This is a genomic window from Muricauda brasiliensis (assembly GCF_003057865.1).
Taxonomy (GTDB): Bacteria; Bacteroidota; Bacteroidia; order Flavobacteriales; family Flavobacteriaceae; genus Flagellimonas; species Flagellimonas chongwuensis.
Map to the genome: position 1 here is coordinate 336,179 of NZ_QBTW01000001.1, position 19,956 is coordinate 356,134.

Annotated in this window: 12 protein-coding genes; 1 reads left to right on the forward strand and 11 read right to left on the reverse strand. The window is 42.4% G+C overall.

All coding sequences use genetic code 11. The features are described from left to right. The gene (locus DCK90_RS01355) at positions 1 to 678 is read right to left on the reverse strand and encodes an ABC transporter ATP-binding protein (protein WP_108244454.1); all 678 of its coding nucleotides are present in this window, start codon (positions 676 to 678) and stop codon (positions 1 to 3) included. A gap of 42 nt (positions 679 to 720) precedes the next feature. Between DCK90_RS01355 and DCK90_RS01360 the strand changes: the two genes are divergently transcribed. After that, the gene (locus DCK90_RS01360; protein WP_108244455.1) at positions 721 to 1,419 is read left to right on the forward strand and encodes an arylesterase; all 699 of its coding nucleotides are present in this window, start codon (positions 721 to 723) and stop codon (positions 1,417 to 1,419) included. A gap of 24 nt (positions 1,420 to 1,443) precedes the next feature. Here the strand turns inward: DCK90_RS01360 and DCK90_RS01365 are convergent, their stop codons facing one another. From DCK90_RS01365 to DCK90_RS01410, 10 genes are all read right to left on the reverse strand, one after another. Then, complete coding sequence (locus DCK90_RS01365) at positions 1,444 to 2,877, reverse strand: SLC13 family permease (protein WP_108244370.1); 1,434 nt, start codon at positions 2,875 to 2,877, stop codon at positions 1,444 to 1,446. A gap of 83 nt (positions 2,878 to 2,960) precedes the next feature. Beyond that, the gene (locus DCK90_RS01370; protein WP_108244371.1) at positions 2,961 to 5,615 is read right to left on the reverse strand and encodes an exo-rhamnogalacturonan lyase family protein; all 2,655 of its coding nucleotides are present in this window, start codon (positions 5,613 to 5,615) and stop codon (positions 2,961 to 2,963) included. Positions 5,616 to 5,640: 25 nt separating this feature from the next. Continuing rightward, the gene (locus DCK90_RS01375; RefSeq protein WP_108244372.1) at positions 5,641 to 6,486 is read right to left on the reverse strand and encodes an ROK family protein; all 846 of its coding nucleotides are present in this window, start codon (positions 6,484 to 6,486) and stop codon (positions 5,641 to 5,643) included. Next, positions 6,486 to 7,742 carry an MFS transporter gene (locus tag DCK90_RS01380; protein WP_108244373.1) on the reverse strand — a complete coding sequence of 419 codons (1,257 nt, stop codon included), beginning with the start codon at positions 7,740 to 7,742 and terminating at the stop codon, positions 6,486 to 6,488. Before DCK90_RS01380 ends, DCK90_RS01375 begins: the two co-directional genes overlap by 1 nt. A gap of 56 nt (positions 7,743 to 7,798) precedes the next feature. Next, positions 7,799 to 8,686: a PIG-L deacetylase family protein gene (locus tag DCK90_RS01385; protein WP_108244374.1), complete on the reverse strand. Its 888-nt coding sequence runs from the start codon at positions 8,684 to 8,686 to the stop codon at positions 7,799 to 7,801. Between the two features lie 199 nt (positions 8,687 to 8,885). After that, positions 8,886 to 10,265 carry a RagB/SusD family nutrient uptake outer membrane protein gene (locus DCK90_RS01390; protein ID WP_108244375.1) on the reverse strand — a complete coding sequence of 460 codons (1,380 nt, stop codon included), beginning with the start codon at positions 10,263 to 10,265 and terminating at the stop codon, positions 8,886 to 8,888. Positions 10,266 to 10,282: 17 nt separating this feature from the next. Then, entirely contained in the window at positions 10,283 to 13,807 is a 3,525-nt protein-coding gene (locus tag DCK90_RS01395; protein ID WP_108244376.1) for a TonB-dependent receptor, read from the reverse strand. A 63-nt stretch (positions 13,808 to 13,870) separates the two neighbouring features. Further along, on the reverse strand, positions 13,871 to 15,049 hold the full coding sequence (locus DCK90_RS01400) for a FecR family protein (protein ID WP_108244377.1): 1,179 nt from the start codon (positions 15,047 to 15,049) through the stop codon (positions 13,871 to 13,873). 159 nt (positions 15,050 to 15,208) lie between these two features. Next, positions 15,209 to 15,763, reverse strand: a complete 555-nt coding sequence (locus tag DCK90_RS01405; protein WP_159075725.1) for an RNA polymerase sigma factor — start codon at positions 15,761 to 15,763, stop codon at positions 15,209 to 15,211. Between the two features lie 415 nt (positions 15,764 to 16,178). Beyond that, the gene (locus tag DCK90_RS01410) at positions 16,179 to 19,949 is read right to left on the reverse strand and encodes a family 78 glycoside hydrolase catalytic domain (RefSeq protein WP_108244379.1); all 3,771 of its coding nucleotides are present in this window, start codon (positions 19,947 to 19,949) and stop codon (positions 16,179 to 16,181) included. Positions 19,950 to 19,956 lie beyond the last annotated feature (7 nt).

The following is a 19,956-nucleotide window of genomic DNA, read 5'->3' on the forward strand; positions in this document are numbered from 1 at the left end:
TCAACCTACGGTTTCTTCTATTTTCCCAGACCTCAACCGGATACTTTTATCGGTTTTTTTGGCCAATTCCAAATCGTGGGTCACTATAACCAGTGCCGTGCCCTGCTCCTTGTTCAGTTCGAACAGCAGCTCTTCTATTCGGGTTCCGGTATCGTCGTCAAGGTTGCCTGTGGGCTCATCGGCGAAAAGAATGGATGGCTTGTTGGAGAATGCACGAGCTAAGGCTACGCGTTGCTGCTCCCCACCGGATAATTGGGATGGATAATGTCCGGCCCTGTTCAGCAAACCTACCTTTTCCAAGAGTTCCCTACCCTGTTCGTAAGCATTTCTCACCCCTCGAAGTTCCAAGGGGACGATAACATTTTCCAAGGCGGTCAAAGTGGGTAATAATTGAAAATCCTGAAATACAAATCCTACGTTCTGGTTTCTTAAAAGTGCCCTTCCATCTTCATCCAATCCCATCAAATTTTCATTACAGAGCCATATTTCACCCTCATCGGTCGTATCTAGGCCGGCACAAAGGCCCAACAGTGTGGTTTTCCCACTGCCAGAAGGCCCGACAATGGCAAAACTTTGACCTTTATCCACATCAAACGACACATTGTTCAGTACATTTAGGTCGTGTTCGCCGCTCCGATATGTTTTAGAGAGGTTTTGAACTTTTAATATCTTTGACATACCATGCATTTAGTTAAAACTCTCAAAATACTAAAATTGTCCATGATCAAGAAAAACTCAGCCGTCAACACGTCGTTAATGTTTTGTTATTTTTTGATGCTTTTAGCAGCTAGCTGTGGAGAGAAAAAGCAACAGGAAGAAGATAACAAAGTTTCTGCTGAAGAAGAAGTGGTGGAAGAAACTACTGGCTCCGGCAAAAAGATTCTATTTTTTGGAGATAGTCTAACGGCTGGATATGGTCTGGAGCTTGGTCAAGCATTCCCATCGGTAATCCAACAAAGAATTGATTCACTAGGTTTGGACTATACCGTAATCAATGCCGGGTTGAGCGGTGAGACCACGGCAAGTGGTAAAAACCGATTGGATTGGGTTCTGGAGGATGATATGGATATCGTCATCATAGAATTAGGCGCCAATGATGGTCTCAGGGGAGTTCCGCTTTCAGAGACCCAAAAGAACCTTCAGGAAATGATAAATCAAGTACAAAACGATCTTCCAAATGCCAAAATCATATTGGCCGGAATGAAGATTCCACCAAACATGGGCCCGGAATACACATCGGAGTTTGAAAACATATTCCCAACATTGGCAAATCAGGAAAATATTGCCCTAATCCCCTTTCTATTGGAAAATGTTGCAGGAATTCCCGAGCTCAATCAAGGAGATGGTATCCATCCTACCGTTGAGGGTCAAAAATTAGTAGCTGAAAATGTTTGGGAGGTGCTAAAGCCAATGTTGTAGGCGGTCTCAAGAATAACCCACCGCTTAAAAATCCCAAAGCAAGGGCAATAATAGAAATACGGCCAATGACATAATCGCAATGGAAATAAGGTTCATTAAAAACCCGGCCCGTACCATATCCGGAATCCGAAGGTATCCTGAGCCAAAAACGACTGCATTGGGTGGAGTGGCCACTGGTAGCATAAACGCGCATGATGCTGCCGAAGTGCATGCTACCATCAGTAAATAAGGATTTATTCCCAAAGTCAAGGCCAGTGGAGCTAAAACTGGAAGCATCATTGCCGTGGTGGCCAAATTGGAGGTAACTTCTGTCAAAAAATTAACGCACGTGATTACCAACAATAACAATAAAAAGAGGGGCAATCCTTCAAAAAATGCCATTTGTCCTCCTAAATAGCCAGCCAGCCCTGTTTCTTGAAATCCTTTGGCGATGGCCATCCCCCCTCCGAACAATAAGATTATCCCCCATGGAATCTGTACGGCTTCTGCCCATTGAATAAGTGGTTTGCCAGACCTGTTGGCAGGGATAATAAAAAGTAGGATGGCGGACCCAATGGCTATAATGGTATCATCGATGTTCGGAATGATTTTTTGTAAAAGAAAAGATCTGGTTATCCAACAAAAAGCTGTCAAAACAAAAACAAACAATACCATTTTCTCTTCCTTTCCCAGAGGTCCCAGTTCCTTTAAAAGTCTATTGATTTCTTCTTTACCGCCGGGGAAACGTGATCTACGCAATGGATAGGCAAGTCTAGTAAGGTATAACCACGCCAATATTAAAAGTATGGATGCTACCGGTAAACCAAATTTCATCCATTGCCAAAAACTGATGTCCACTCCGTAAGTTTTTTGAACAAACCCTGCAAAGACCAGGTTTGGCGGTGTTCCAATCAACGTGGCGATTCCTCCGATGGATGCGGCATAAGCTATTGACAGCATTAATAATTTACTGAATATCTTGTTCTCATCTTCGGGTGTGTCGGGGTTGTCCTTGAATTGTTTTACTATGGAAATTGCCATGGGCAACACCATTACGGTAGTCGCTGTATTGGAAATCCACATGGACAGAAAAGCGGTCGCGACCATAAAACCCAAGACTATGGTGTACATATTTGTGCCTATGGTCTTTATAATTTGGAGGGCTATTCTTTTGTGCAGGTTCCATTTTTCTATGGCCATGGCCAACATAAAACCTCCCATGTACAAAAACACATATTTGTGGCCGTAACTCGCGGTTGTGTCACCCAATGGAATGGTTCCCAGTAGTGGAAAGAGGACAATGGGCAACAATGCGGTAACTGCTATCGGAAGTACTTCAAAAACCCACCAAACCCCAATCCAAACGGTTGCAGCCAATATGTCCCGTCCTTGTGGCGAAAGCCCTTCTCCATTAAAAAAGTAGTGAATCAAAATAAATAGAATAGGGCCAAGAATAGCCCCAAACCGCTTGTATGACATATTGTTGTTGTTTAGTTGTGTGCAAAAAAAAAGGACGGCGGCCAATGTGCGGCGTCACCATCCCTTTCTGAAGATTACTAGATTTAATCGATATTCTCCTTGTCTATCCAGTACAATAAATAAGGAATATTATATGCGTGGGTCCAACCAAATACCCTGAGCCCTTGGTTGGTTTGCCAATTGGTAAATCGTCCCTTGCTCATAGGCAAATTGGAGATTTCCAAAAGGTCCTTGCTATAGGCCTCTGCATTTTCATAGTCTTCCGGTGACTTTGGAAGCTCACCTATTTTCAACAATTCGGCCCTGGCCAATGCTTCGTCCAAGTATACTTTTTCACCACTTATCTCATAACCAAGCAACAAAGGATAAATAGTGGCTAAATAAGATTCCATTTCGTGGTTCAATGGAGGTACGTCCCTGACCCATCTGGCATGCTTCAACAATGCCTTTCTTACTTCTTCATCACCTGTTATTTGCTGATATTTATAAAGTCCTTGCGCCACATAGGTCTGACTGTATCCATATCTATCCAATAGTAAATTGCCCCCTTGTCTTTCCTGAAGTTCCAACATTAAACCAACCCTATCATCTAGCTCTTCCTTGTATTTCTTCAATTTAGTCGCATCGTACAACTCTACTAGATTTAACACAGATAGATATAGTCTTCTACCCCTAAGGTCGTGCTCTCCCCAAATACGGTTGATATAAGTGTCTCCTGTCATTTTGGCCACCTCCAACGCTCTGTGGTCAGCTGATAGGTAATAATCCGCTATCCATCCCTGAATCCAAACATGGGCACTCAGGAGTGCATACCAATGTTCATTGGCATGTCTTCGCCCTATACCAAGGTATGGTGTGGATTCTGGCTCATCTTCATAATTCCAAAAATCAATGGCATCATTGATCTCTCCGTAATACGTTCGTTTTTTAGGCCAATGGATGTTGTCCACATCCATGGTATGCCTACTCATGGCTTGTGCCATTTTAAAATACTTGGGATTACCGGTACGCATAAAGTTGGTCCATAGCATAAAATCTACAGTAGGCTCATTGTTGGTCCATTGCACCCATTTGCCATCAAAGAAATAGCTTTTTCCGTCACCATAATTGAACATGCCATACCAAGGCTCGTTCTTTTGGTTATAGGCCCACCACTGGTATCTATACTGCAATGCATTTTCAAACTCTGGGTGTGCTTGGGAAGCTGGTGCCATATTCCCATATACTTTTGAATTTGTGTACCACTCGGGAGTGGCATGTGCTACCGGGCTTTCGGTAACATACTCCATTTTGTCGCCCACAGATTCTGTGGCATCGTTATCGTGGAAATAATAAACAAACTCTGTGGTTTTGGTGATACCTTGGGCAAAATTGTCCAACATGCCTCCATCTGGCTCTGTATTGTGCCTGGCAAAGTTCATTGGGCCATTTTCTTTGGGCCAGATACTTCCCAACAAGATGTTGTTGACAGGATCTACCTCAATACCTTTTGGGTATTCTTTCATAAAATTCTTAATGCCCAGGCCAACACCTCTTTTTCCATCGGTTACATTAATCCATCCCTTGGCTTTTTGAGCTTGGGCCACATTGGTTTCACCTTTGGAGACGGTTGCCTCAAAATCCAACTCTGCTTCGGAATCACTGTTCTTTCCTTTCTTGCTGAAGTTGTTAAGATAAAGACTTCTTAAACTAATGCTTTTACGTCTATCCGGTCCTTTTTGCAATAATTGAACTGGTGTTTCATCATTTACGGCAACTTCCTCCATAACGGTATCCGCTTCATCATTTTTCCAAGATCCCTCATAAAGTGGCATCGAAACGCTTACGTTATCATCCAAATGATATTTTAACTGGAGTCCTATGGCGGCAATCTGATCGTTCGGCTCTGTCCAGCCCATATCGTCTTCTGTACTCTCCGAAATAATTTCGCTGTTCTGCGTTGCAATGTTCGCGTGCTCTCCCTTTTGTTTTTTATGCTTGTCGGGAATACCGGTATATGTCATGGTATGCAATACTTTTATATAGCTCTTGCCTGCATAGGCATGCAACCAAATGGTAAATGGTGATAGGTTGTTATCTTCCCTATTGTAGGTATAGGTCCCTTCTATTCGGAAAATGGTGTGCAAGGGGCCGGAACCCTTTTCCCTAAAAACTTCGTTAATCACTGCTTTGGACGCATCAATTCCCGAATCGTCCAAAAGGTCAAAGAAAGATCCTCTGTTTTTCTCTGGTGATGAACCGATCAGTTCTTCTTCGGTAAACTTTCCATCTTTGTTGGAATCAAGAAAGACCTCATCCAAAAAACCGTTTCCTTTTTTATGTATTGAAAATGATAGCGGTCCTGTATTTACATCTATTCCGCCCTGAGGTCTCATGTTGTTCATGGAAACCACCTTCTTCTCTGGAAGGATGGGCACCACGCCATCCCCATACTCCAGCACATAGTCCTGTGTATCTTCTGAAAAGAAGAACACCCATACCCATTTGATACTGTCGTCCGTTGGCCCCCAATTGCTTACTTCCGTGGTCTGACAAGGTATTTCCGTGCCATCGGCGGTGAGTAAACGTAGATGATCTACGGAATTCAATTCTCCTTTTGGGAAAGGTATTCCCAAGGTTATGGGAGCGCCCTTTTTATTGTTTTCTACCGTTATGGCCACCTGTTTCCCTTTCTCTATGGGTTGGGAGCAGGATTTGAGCAGAAAACATGCCAGCAATAGTGATAGTATTATTCTCATTTGTGTAGTGTAGTAAAGTTATTTTTTACAGACATAGTGCAGCTGCACCCAAAATGGGCGAATCCACCAAATCTGATGTTTCGATTTTAAAGTTTTCCAATTGTTTTTGATAGGCAAATGAATCCAGAGCATCATCCAAAGAAGCCTTGAAAAATGTATACGCGTTACTGATAGACCCCCCAAGAACGATACATTCTGGTGCATACAGATAGAGAATTGCCTTTATGGCAATACCCAGATGAACACCATACGTTTTAAAAGCAGACAATGCAGCGGTATCGTTGTCCATGGCTTTTTGATACAGTATCTTGGCAGATTCCCCATAAGTTTCTTCAAAAAAGAAGCTTCCCGCATATTGCTCCAGAATCCCATCTTTGTAGGGGAGCATACCTATTTCGCCTGCACCGCACAAGACTCCGTTGTAGAGTTTGTTGTCTATTAAAATCCCCATGCCGAGTCCAGTTCCCAATGAAAGTGCAATACAATTTTTATAGGGCTTTCCCTTTCCGAAATATTTTTCTCCCAATGCGAAACAATTGGCATCGTTGTTCAGGTGTACGGGGACGTTGAACTGTTTTTGTACCAGTTCTTTTAATGGGACTTTTTTCCATGTTGGAATGTTCTGCACATCGTATACCATGCCAGAATCCGGGTCTACTACCGCTGGCACCCCGATACCGATAGCCTCAACGTCGGTGGTCATGACTTCATCAATGGTCATCAATAATCTGGAGATCGAATCCTCCAGCGAGTCATTTTGGTTTACTTTGGAAAGACTGGTCTGCACCACCTCTTCACCAAAGATTCTCCCTGTTTTGATTTTGGTTCCGCCAATATCAACCCCCAAAACCGTTTTTGCTTTTTTGCCCACTATTCCTTTTTTAAGCTTATGGTTTTATTGTTCACCAAGGGTTTGGCCCAAAATCCTATGGATAGGATAAACGCCAAGGGAATTATCAAAAAGAACATTCCTGATTTTAATGACATTAGTTCGCCCAAGCCTCCCACGATAAATGGTATCACTGCTCCTCCTGCAATACCGGTACAAAGAATACCGGATAACGAACCATGATGTTCCTTTACGGAGTTGAGTGCCAAGGAAAAGATTATGGAGTACATTACGGAAATGAAGAATCCTACCATTGGGAAACCTATCAACGCCATTTGCTCCGAACCGGTAAGTGCCAAAATTAAACTTATGATGGTGATGGAAGTTGCCAAAATCAATAGCTTTCTACTGTCCATAAACTTTAACAACAATAAGCCCAATAGGCAACCAACAGTCAACATGGCCCAGAAATAGGATACTGTATTGGCTCCGACTGTCTGTGGGTCCAGTCCGTGATATTGGTTCAAAAACTGCGATATCCAGTTTCCAACACCCTGCTCTGTGCCCACGTAGCAAAAGATTCCCAAGAAATAAAGTATGGTCCATTTATTCTTCAACAAATCCCAATACGAACTAGTGTCTCCGGCCTTTTCTTCCTCGGTCTTTTCAAATTTTGGGTATTTGGTCAAAAAGACATAGAAAAACAATACCAACGATATCGCCGCAAAAACGATGTAAAGCGATGCCCATGGTAAATCCTGTGGCACCCATCCGCGCAACATTTCCGCAAATGTGTCACCTGTGTTATTCTTGCTTACCAGGTATTTATATAAATAAGGACTTAAAAATGATGCCGCTCCAAAAACCAATTGAGCCAACACGGAATTGAACGCAAAGTGTTCTTCGCCTCCTGCCACCCTCAACATTGGATTTATAATTACTTGAAGCACCGCCATACAACATCCCAACACAAACAAGGTTATGCTAAAAACGCCGTATTGTGGTAATAGGGCAAAACCCAGGGAAGCAAGCGCCATGACCAAGAACGATATTGAAAGTAATGTCCTCTCACTATACTTTTCGGATAAAAAGCCTGCCGGTATGGACATAATGCCATACGCTATAAAAAAAGTAAACGGCAATAGGCCTGTTAAGGTAAGACTGAGGTCAAAACTATCCTTAACGTCCACGATTATTGAATTTAGGATATTGGTTATGAACGAAATCACAAAGAATACGATCATTACCAGTCCTATAATGTGGATGTATCTTTTGGTCTTGGGCTTGCTGGTCTCCATGATATATTGGTTGGTTATTTAATTTGGATGCTACCTGGGCGGTCAGTGGTATTTACCTATTTGGACCCCAACATTGGGAACATTTGTTTGATCTCTTCATCCGTAGGCTGTTTTCCATATTCACAGATTTCAAAGAACTCCACTTGGTTAACTTTTGATGTATCTACGTTAGGGTACCATTTTTTAACGGCTTCCAAAGTGCTTGCATCCGGCTTTCTGTTCATCCACTTTTCTTTGAGCCACTTTAAACGTTCTTGTTCACCGGTTGGAATGGTCGAAACATCTACCCCATTGGTCCATGGCAACCATTCGAACATTTGCGAATCGTGTGCCGCCAGGCCTTTTACCTTGGTATCTATAACATCATCAACAATCACGGCTATATCCTTTTGAAAAGGGTACGGTTTTTTGAAATGGTCGCTCATATAAAGAAAAACCGGGTTCTTTTCCAATGGTGGTGTGTCCGGGGCCACATTTGGCACAATGTTCATATAAGCGGCATCTTGTACCACGGAACCTGCATTTCTATGATCTGGGTGATAATCGTTCGGTCTCAGTCCCAAAACGATGTCTGCATCCCATTCCCTGATTCTACGGATTACTTCCAATCGTACGTTTAAGGTGGGGAACAACTCCCCATCGTGGTTGTCCAACACTTCATATTCTGCAATGCCAAGTGCCTTTGCCGCATCCTTGGCTTCTTGCCGGCGTTTTTTGGCAAGGACGCCACCGCCCATGGCATAATGTCCTGCGTCTCCATTGGTCAAAGCCAAAAACTTTACATTATGCCCCATTTTGGCAAACAGTGCCGCTGTTCCCCCGAACTTGGAATCACAATCATCGGGATGCGCACCAATTGCCAGAATATTCAAGGCCTTTTTCTGTTGTGCTTGAATCGTTGTAAATGCAAAGCATAAACAAACTGCCATTACTAACTTTCTCATTTTTCTATTTTATTATATGGTTTCTTTAAAATTTTACAATTCCAGTCCTAGTCGCCTCTTGTGAAGCAACCAAACCTTTGCATTAAAAACATTCCATTTACAGGTCAGTTATCGCGCATAGTGATAAGTAGGAAATCCATGGTTTGGGTGCACTGATCAATCAAACTAACCTAATGAATGAAAACATTAATTTTTGATACTAATTCTGATTAAAATTTGGATTGATATCCATTTCCCTTTGCGGGATAAAGAAAAACTCTTTCGTACTTGTTATAAAATCCTCTGCCTCTATAACTTTTTCCGTGGCACCAAAGCGCTTTAGGTCGGGCCACCTATGGTTCTCAAAGGCAAGTTCCACTCTTCTTTCATGTAACAGCTTTTCCTCAAAAGTGCCTGGTGTAGTGGCATCGATATCCGGTAACCCGGCCCTGTTTCTTACCTCGTTGATCAAGTCATAACTTTCTGGTGTTTCACCCAAGGCTTCTGCTAGCATAAGTAGAACATCTGCATAGCGGAACACCACAAAATTGATGTCGGAATCGTTCTCTATGGCCAAATCGGATTGGTATTTTCTGACATGTCTTGCCTCGACAACTTCTCCTTCAAGATTGACGTACGTAGCTCCCATTGAGGGTTCAAATCTTAAATCTCCATCTTCGTAAGCCTCTAACATAGAAACTGTTGGACGGTTTCTTCCAAACCCGGAACCTGTCTGTAAATCGGTGCTGGGTGAAAAATCGTTGGTGTAAAGACTTCCTTGGCCAATACCTCCACTGATGTACTGAACCTCAAAAATGGATTCTGCATTATTTTCATTGGCAACGCCCCATAAATCCGAATAGTTAGGCAATAATTCGTAACCGTAATCGGAGATGATTCGTCTCAAAACAGTTTCTGCGGCACCATTATCTCCCATGGTCAACAATACTTTGGCCAATAAGGTAGCTGCAGCTCCTTTTGTTGCCTTGCCTACCTGACTTCCTGAATATGACACGGGAAGGTTGCCTTCGGCAGTGGTCAAATCGGTTATCAATTGCTCCAATACAGTGTTTTGGTCCACTTGAACAAGCTCGTCACCAGATACATAGGGAGTTAATTGCAACGGTATATTTCCAAAGCCAATGGCCAAGTGATAATACACCAAAGAACGGATAAACAGGGCTTCACCGGTTACCCGGTTCTTTAAAGTAGCGTCCATTTCTATTTCCGGGATACGATCCAAGATTACGTTACAGTTGGAGATTACTCTGTAGGAGTCGCTCCATGCAGAGGTTATCTGCTCGTTCAACGCATCTTCTGTAAAGGAGTTTATCTCGGTGTACTGACGGGCTAATCCAGTGGCATCGGGTCCTTGGTCGGTATTATCGCTTCGCATTTCGAACATTGTCCAATAGCCGCGTCCGTAAGTCCCTGTGCTCTGCAATCCAGCATAGCTGGCATTTATGGCCACTTCAAAATCTTCGGGATCGTTGTAAAAGTCCGCCTCGTTTCTATTGGAAATTGGTGCGAGATCTGTAAAGTCTTCACTACATCCGGTAGCTAGCACCGTACATAGCATTATATATAGAATTCGTTTCATTTTTTTCCGTTTTTAGGTTAGAACTTTAGGTTTAATCCCAGTGTGAAAGACTTGGTGAGCGGAAACGCTCCATAATCCTCTCCAGGTGTTAAACTATTCGTGGTAATGCTACTGACCTCTGGGTTATAACCGAGGTAATCGGTAATGGTAAAGAGGTTTGTTCCCGTAACATAGAACCTAAGTTTTTGGATTTTGCTTCCAAAAAGATTGTCGGTCGGCAAGGTGTAGCCCAAGGTCACATTCCTTAAGCGTATATAAGATCCGTCTTCCACTTGAAAAGAGGAGGGCCTGTTGTTGTTGCCATGGTTTCCAGATTCCCTATCTGCCCTTGGTATGTATCCATTGCCGGGCTCTGAAGGTGACCTCCAACGCTCGTTGAAAACTGCATAGGAATTAAAGTTGGCCTCTCCGTTCTTCATATGTCTTGAAGTAAGGTTAAGAATCTCGTTGCCTTCAACCCCTTGTATCAAAAAGCTAAAATCGATATTCTTAAAGGTCAATCGGTTGTTGATTCCCCATGTGAAGTCTGGGAAGTAACTTCCTGTAACTGTTCTATCATCTGGGGTTATCTCTCCATCACCATCAATATCCTTAAATCTAAAATCTCCTGGTGCCGGATCGGGCGCTTGGGTATCCAACGGAGCATTATCTATTTCTTCTTGAGATTGATAGATACCGTCCACTACATAGCCATAATAACTACCTATGGGATCTCCAACCCGTGTTACGTGCCTTACGCCCGCACTTCCTGAAGAATAAATCGGTTCATTGCTCTCATTTAGGGAAAGAACTTCATTCTTATTGGTAGAAAAGTTGATATCCGTATTCCAAGTGAAGTTATCACCTACAAAGTTTTTGGTGCTCAATGCAAGCTCCAAACCTGTATTCTTCACCTCTCCCAAATTTCGCAAAGTTGTCTCGAATCCAGACACTGATGATATGGCCACATTCAGCAACAGGTCTCTTGTTCTTGTATCGTAATAATCTGCCAAAAGGAATACTCTGTTATTGAAAAGACCCAACTCAATACCTGCATCCACTTGCTCGGATTTCTCCCAAGTAAGGTTTGGATTCGGAATTGTGCTCTGTACAAGTCCATTGATTTCGTTTCCTCCAAGGTTATAGTTCTGAGGTGATAATAATCCTACGGCACCATAGTTTGGAATCTCAAAATTTCCTGTTTGTCCCCAGCTTACACGTAGTTTAAGTTCAGATATGGTTTCGGAGTCGGCCAAAAACTCCTCCTCGTTCATTCTCCATCCCGCCGAAAAGGAAGGGAAGTATCCTGTTTGGTTGTTCTGTCCAAATCTTGATGATTTATCGGAACGGAACGTCCCCGTAAAAAGGTATTTATCCTTATAACTATAATTTACCCTAAAAAGAGACGACAACAAGGACCATTGCTCCTTAACAGATGTTCCTCCAAATACTTGCCCCCCGCTAACTGTGGGTACTAGATCATCCGGATAGTTGTTTGCCAGAACGCGTTGTAGTGACAAATTGTCCCTCTGGGCGGTATAGCCCAAAACTGCATCTATGTAATGATCACCAAACTCCTTTGTCCAATTAAGTGTGTTTTCCCAAAGCCAATTGGTCTCTGTTGAGGAAGAGGCCTGACCATAAGGGTTTCCATCCGCCGAGTTTCTGAACAAAAGCGTGTTGGCCCTGTAAAAATCTTGGTTGAATAAGTTGATGTACACCCCTCCAAAAGTTTTAAAGCTCAGCTCGGGAAGAATATCATACGTTAGCCCAAGGTTTCCCCTAGTCTGAAATTGGAAAATCTTATCGTCCACTGCCTCAATAATGGCCAATGGGTTACTTGCCGTGGTGGTCCCGCCTCCCAAATAGGATTGGTTGTTCAATTGGTTGATGGTTCCATCTGGATTGTACGGGCTAACCGTAGGCGAATGGACTATTCCCGAATAAACAATTCCCGGAGGCGTTCCAAAATATGGAGAGTTGGCAGGTACCCTTTGGTTCTCGGTAACGGTCGGCGCCAATCTCAAATCCAAGTTCAATCTTTCGGTCAATTGGGAATTCAGATTCAACAATATGGAGTAACGCTCAAACTTTGCTTTATCAATAACGCCTGTTTGAGAGAAATACCCTGTTGATGCATAGAAGCTTGTTTTGTTCCTGATAGGCGAAGCATATGAAAAATTATAGCTCTGCACTATTCCTGTTTGAAACATGAGGTCTTGCCAATCAGTATCTGTCCCATCCCAGTTCAAGAAAGATTCTGGCAATTCATAGTTGGCGTTGCCCCTGTCGCCAGGCCCAATAGGGTCGTCTACCGAGGCTCCATCTACTGCCTGGAGATATGCATTGTTTCTGGCATCTCTGGTAAAATCAATCAATTCAGGTGCGTTCATCAAATCCAATTTATTGGCCACGGATTGCATGCTCACATAAGAGTCAAAAGAAAAAACACCTTCTTCCCCATTAGAACCTTTCTTAGTGGTGATCAAAAGAACCCCATTACCACCACGGGAACCATAAATAGCCGCTGCACTGGCATCTTTTAAAACCTGAATGGATTCAATATCGTTCGGGTTCAATGTGGCCAATGGATTAATAGTCGGTGGTTGAAAAGCAGCACTCCTGTTATTAATACCTCCTAATTGACTTGAAGAGGTAAGGTTACGGGAAATTGGGATTCCATCCACAACGAACAATGGGTCGTTACCTGCAGATATGGAACCCGAACCCCTCACACGAATGTTCGGTGCAGCTCCTGGCTCACCAGAAACTTCTTGTACCTGTACCCCTGTTACTTGGCCAATAAGTGCACTTTCCGGTGTAAGTGCTGGTACTTCCGTGATGGTTTCGGGGGTAATGGAAACTACGGAACCTGTAACCTTTTTCTTGGCCAAGGTACCATAACCTACTACCACAACTTCTTCCAAGGCAGCAGCATCCTGCTCCATGGTCACGGTTATGGATGTTTGCCCCGCCACATTTACTTCTTTTGCTTTGTAGCCAATATAAGTCACTTGGATCACGGTAACTCCCGCAGGCAGTGTAATGGCAAAGTTTCCATCAAAATCAGTGGTTGTCCCTTCACTTGTGCCTTTGGCTATTATTGTGGCCCCGGCAAGCGGTATTCCTGCTTCGTCCAATACCGTTCCCGTAAGATTGGCCTGAGGATTTTCTGCATTTACCTTGCTCTGTGGGGTTAAACTTGGCAGTGACTTTCTGTTCTTCTTTATAACAATCTGCCTAGCGATGATTTCAAATGACAGGTCGGTCCCCTTGAATATTTCCTTTAAAAAATCTTGTATACAAAGGTTCTTACCGTTTATGGTCACTCTTCGGTCAACATCCACCTCAGAGGCTTCATAAAAGAATTTATAGCCAGTGGACTCAGTAACGGTCTCGAACACCTCGCCCAATTTTATTTGGTAAAAGCTCTTCTCCACCTTATCGTATTGAGCGCAGGATGCGGCATTTACTTGGCCGAACATGAAAAGCAAGAAAAATCCGTACAGTAATCTTTTGCCCAGCCTTGGTACAATGGCAGGTTTAGTTTTGGTTTTTTTCATAATTGAAAAGTCTAGTTAGTTAGTAATTGTTTTTTGGTTTAATTGGTTTTCACATCATAGGCACTACTGTTTATTAGGATTTTTAATTGTTATTACATTATCGTTCTTGTCATAGCTAAAGTGGGTATGGGCCTGTATGGTTCTTAGCACATGATCTATATTTTCTTCATCGAACATTCCGGTGAACCTCCGCTCATCCAACTCCTTGTATGTATTGTAAATTTTTATATTGTATTGGCGCTGTAGCCTTTTTATGATTTGTCCCATGGATTCATTTTCAAATGCTAAAATTCCTTTGGTCCATGATATATATGAGGCAACATCAACATCTTCGACCATAAAATCCGTGTCGCCGCCAACAACACTGGTTGCTTTTTGCGAAGGTTTGAGCATTTGTATATCCCTTGAATTTAAGTTGGCCGGATTGCCCACACCTACGGAACCTTCTACCAGAACCACTTCTGCCGGACCATCATCCTCATATGCGGAAACATTGAAAACAGTCCCAAATACTTGGGTATACATGCCCTCCGTTTTTACGATGAATGGTTTTTGTGGGTTTTTGGCAACTTCAAAGAATGCCTCGCCATTCAGTTTCACCTCTCTGGTATCGGTTCCCTCAAAACTTGATGGATAAGTGATACTAGACCCTGAATTGAGCATTACAACCGAACCATCTTGTAAGGTTATGGATAAATTTTTCCCAAATGGCACCCTGATTGTATTGTTACTAACCTTATCCTTCTTTCCTTTTTCTTGCTTTTGGGACAGCATACCCTTCACCATAGATACCACCGTGTTCCCATTTTTACTCTGTATAGTGGCATCGGATTCAGGGTCAATGGTAAGTACTTCCCCATTGTCCAATTGCAGTGTTATCTGGTCAGGGGCATCATCCACTGGGACGTTAACAACTGTTTCTTGGTTCAACAAAAAGAACAATGAGGAGCCGACAGTGATCATTATAACCGCTGCATACTTCCATATATGATTTTGGGCATATAAGGGCCGAACCCTCACGGTTTCCTTTTTCTTGATTGTATGTAGGAAGTCTTCAAAAGCTTCTTCAGTTTGCCAAGATTTATCCTCATAGTTGACCAAAAAATCTGCTTGTACTAATTTTTTGAAAACCTCTTTATTGTTTCCCTTCTTTACCCATTCATATAAAATGGCCAATTCTTCTTGAGAAGCTTCTTGGTTGATATACCTGGTAATTATTCTTCTGATATCAATTTTGGTCATTTGAAAAATATTGTCACTTTTAGAAGAGACGCAACTTTTTCAAAAAACCCTTACATAAATTTATTTTTTTAACATTTTAAATATGAAGTAACCTGCTATTTTGAAGAATTTTTAGACAACAGATGTTACATGCCGAGCATATTTTGGGCAGGGAAAGTCTTATAAAAATGAGGTGAGTTGTGCTCTCAAGCGTTTCATGGCCTTAGCCATATGTACTTCTACCGTTTTAATTGAAATATGCAGCTGCTCGGAAATTTCCCTATACTTGAGCCCTTCTTTTTTACTCATGATAAAGACTTTTTTGCACTGCTCGGGCAGATTATCTATTTCCATCTCAACTCTTTTGAGTCGTTCCTCAAAAAGGGATGTATCTGCATCGACCAGTTCTAAATAGGCTTCTTGTTTAAGGTTTTCGAGCAATTCAAACTCTTTTTTCTTTCTTCTTTGGGAATCAATGAACAGATTATAAGCTACTTTGAAGAGGTATCTTTTCAGTTTATCTTTGGATAAGGAAAGTTTTTTTCTGTTCTCCCATATTTTAATGAAGGTTTGCTGCGCTATATCTTCCGCAATCTTTGGATTCCCGGAAATCGCTGTCATGTAATTACAAAGCTCCCCATGGTACAATTTAAAAAGGTGACCATAGGCCTCTTTGCAGCCACTCTTTAACTGCGCAATTAGGTAAGATTCATTTTTGAAATTGTCTTGGTCCATTTTTTCGCCTCTCATTTTAATGTGGAAAAGCAAAAAGGAATCAACATAAACTTAGTTATATGCCTTTTCTATTTCTCCACAGAAACGCTACAGATCAAACTAAATCAAGTAGCGAATACCTTAAACGCGAAAGTGACATATGATGTAAACCTCCCCCAAAGAGGTCTTCTCTATAAAAGAAGAATTGTTTTCACCTTTTGGATTTAGTAAAAAACCAATTGAAATTGTACCAAAAAACGTTAACAAATTATAAAAAAATCTTTAAATAGGTCTACTACTAAAGATTTTTTTTGGTAAAGGAATGTATTTGGTCAGTATGCCAAGCCTTTCAATATGTACATCGTATAAGGTGAATACATTAAAATTACCACATTCACCTTATACTAATGTTGGCCTGATCGGTTATCCGAATATCCTAAAAAGTCTTGACTTTTACTGCCCCATCCTTCAAATTAAACTCAAATGTACCGGAACTAAGCTCATAGGTGCCGACTTTGATTCCATGGCGTTGCCCTATTTCTTTAAATTCAACACCTTTAATCGGTTTAAAGGAATCTTCTCCTTCTGTTCCCATTGGCAAATAAAGCGTTGCACTTGTATTGGCCGGGACAGTTGCTTTGTAAGATATCATGTTTCCTTGGCCATCAGAAGTCCAACTGCTATATATTTTCCCATAATTTGATTCATAACTACCTGATAGGGATTCGAATGTACCGGCTACCTGTGGCTGTAAAACAAAATGCTTATAACCAGCCTCTCCATTTTGATGGTCGGTAGTGATGCCCAATTGAAACTCGTACATCCATTGGCCAACTGCACCCAGGGCAAAGTGGTTGAAGGAATTCATCCTGTTTTCGTTGTTTTCCTTGAAAGCAGCCTTAAACCCGTTCCAACGCTCCCAAATAGAAGTTGCCCCTTTAGTAACGGGATACAACCAAGAAGTGTAATCGGTACTTGAAAACAATTTGTACGCTTCATCAACCTTGCCTCCTCGGCTCAAAGATGGTAAAATATTCGGTGTGCCCGAAAAACCTGTGGTTATGGTGTAGGGTAGAAAATCTTCGGTAACCTGCTCGCTATTCATGCCAAAACCACCCAAGGCGCCTTCCCTCATGGGATAGGTTACCCTAGTTCCATCAGGCTTTGTATTACTGGTGGAGGGCTCCTTTACAAGTTCTGCCAAATAGGCTTCGGCCTTTGGCTTGTTTTGATTATTGAACACATTAAAATTAAGCGGGGTCGCATATGAAGATTGTGAATGCACTATCAGTCCTTCAGGATTCTTGCTCCTTCCCGATACAGGATCTACAAAAAATCGGTTCCATTCTCCTTTTGCTTTTTGATGCCTGTCTCGCAATACATTGGCGTAATCTGTTTCTCCAATGGCATCGGCCATAATGGCGGTCACCTCCATCATATAAATATAGATGGCATTGTTAACCAACTCTGGCGGAGTATTGTTGTCCATGGCCAACCAATCGGCAAGTCCGTCGGTTTTAGCGGATAGATAGGTATATTCTTCACTAAAATCATAATGATCCATACCATCCAGCCAAAGTCGCATGGTTTCCATATTCTCCTCTATGATCTTGGTGTCGCCGTACTGACTATATAACTGCCAAGGCACCATACAAACGGCTGCGGCCCATGTGGTTCCATTGGCAAAGCTCGTATCATCAGTCATGTTGTAGGTGGGTACCGTACTTCCGATTCCTCCGGCGGCCTCGGTTTCACTTCCAACGCCTTGGTCATCGCGCAAGGCCACCATCCATTGTCTAAAAAAATTGTAGGTATCGGAATTATAGGTTCCCGTTCTTGTATAGGCCTGTGCATCTCCCGTCCACCCCATACGCTCGTTTCGTTGTGGGCAATCGGTGGGCAATGTGAAGAAATTCCCCAATTGACTACGCTGTATATTTTTAAAGAGTTGGTTTGCTAATTCCCCTGTGGCTCCATCCGTAGTAGTGGCCACATAAGTCCCCGAGGGCAGTTCATCCGAAGATAGCGATAGTCCTATTACATTTTCCAATGGCAATGGCCCTGTATGACTGGGCAAAGTGACCTGCACATATTGGTAGCCCCTAAAAGTTGTTCTTGGTTGAATCACCACTTGACCATCATCCTTTGCAATATAAAAATCGGTTGCCATGGCAGCTCTGTAATTCTCCGTGAGGATACGTCCTGCAATACCCTTACCATTTTCATACCCATACCTATCAATATACTGAGGTTCATCCCCATCTAGTCCAGGGTAGACTTGTTCCCCATACCTCAAAATGATGGTATCCCCTTTTTTGAGCCATCCTTGGGGAACGGTAATGGAGGGAACGCCCACCATGTTGACACCCATATTGTAAGTGTATGTCCTTTCATCTTCACTGTGTACTTTCATTACCTCCGTCGACTGAAGGTCTTCCACAACCCGTACAGGTCGGTCGTAACGGGACACGATTTCAAAATCTATCCAATCCCTTGATTGTACTTCTTCTGCGTTGGCCCATTTTGAATCATCATATGCCGTGGTGGCCCAGCCATTTATTTTACCATCAACCGCAATGTGTTCTTCTTTGAGGGCATTGTAGCGTTCCCCTTGAAAAAAACTTCCGTATTCCACTGGACCCTCTGTAAATGTTTTCCATGTATCTGGGTCAGTAACCACAGTTTGTTCACTCCCATCCTCATAAGTGATGACCAATTTGGCCAACAAAGCTTCGGTATCTCCAAAAAAATTGAAGTTTGCAGGTGTATAGGTCATATAACCTGTGTACCAGCCAGGAAAAACCAATGCTCCAATCACATTTTCCCCTTGATTAATGTTTTTGGTGACATCGTAAGCGTAGTACCCCAAAGTTTCCCGAAACTGGGTTGCTCCGGGTGCAAACCAATCTTCACCAATTCGATTACCATTGACATATACCTCGTTGGAACCCATTGAAGTAACATACAGTTTTGCCTTGGCGATATTCTTGTTTCCTGTATTAAATTCTGAGCGCAACATGGTCGCGGAGCCATGACTTGGGTCTGCATATTGAATCAAGGTTGTATCAGTAGTATTCCCTAATTCGATGATACCGTCTTGATTAATGGAAAGACCTTCAAAATCTTTGAATATGGCATAAGTGGCCCCTATATCTTTTCCAAAGACTTCACTATTGTTTGGATCACTTTTTCCAGCATTCAAAATTTTGTAATCCTTAAAGATTGCCTTTGTGCCAGGTTCTGCAGCAAAACCTATTGAATTTATATGAGGATATGTCAAAAAGTTTCCTCCACCGGCACCTGTAACCGAAAAACCTACTTCCCTAAATTGTGGAGGTATGGGGTTGTTGGGGTCTTCAGGTTCCAAAAGCAACCTTTCCCCATTAATTTTGATTACAATATTGCTAGCATTAACTCCGATTTTGAGTTTGTTCATTTGGGATTTGTTGCCCGGTGTAATCAATGTATTAATATTGGTTTGAGGGTAGTTGGCCTTGGAAATGGTCATATAAGGTTTCTTGGCCGAATCGTCCTTATCAAAACCAACACGGTAGATGTTCAAGAGTGCACCCTTGGAACTGCCCACCCCTGAAATATCAATTTCCAATCGGAGGTAGTTTTCACCTCCCATGTTATTGATATTCTGAAACTTATTATTGAACCTAAAATCATTGGCTCCAATAATAAGAGACGCTGTATTCCCTTCCATAATCTGAAAATCAGTTTCTATATCAAAGAGCAATGCAGACGTGGCATCCAAGGTCAAAGTATTGGTGCCTATAAATTGTGCACCATCCCAGGCGGATATTTCAGGATTCATCAACCCAGTTTCAAAACTGGATTCTTGATTATAGATTTTCCCTTCGGCATCCCAAACGGTTAAATCCCAAGTATAGGCCGTCTCTGGCTCCAAAGGTTCCCCTTTGTAAGAGATGTTATTGGAAATACCGCTCTCGACCTTTCCACTATTCCAAACTTGGTTGCCATCAGATTTGGAAACTTTTATTTGATAAGCTTGCTGCTGCTGCCCCACTACCTCGGATTTCATCTGCCAACCGAACAATGGATTTTCATCTTCAACGGCCAAGGGCCTTTCAGCATAGGCCACCCGGAGATTTTCAATTTCTGTAGTTGGGGAACCACAAGAAATAAACATAAGAAGACCCGCCCATATAAGGGTAGCAATTGTTTTTGAAAATAATTTCATTGTTTCG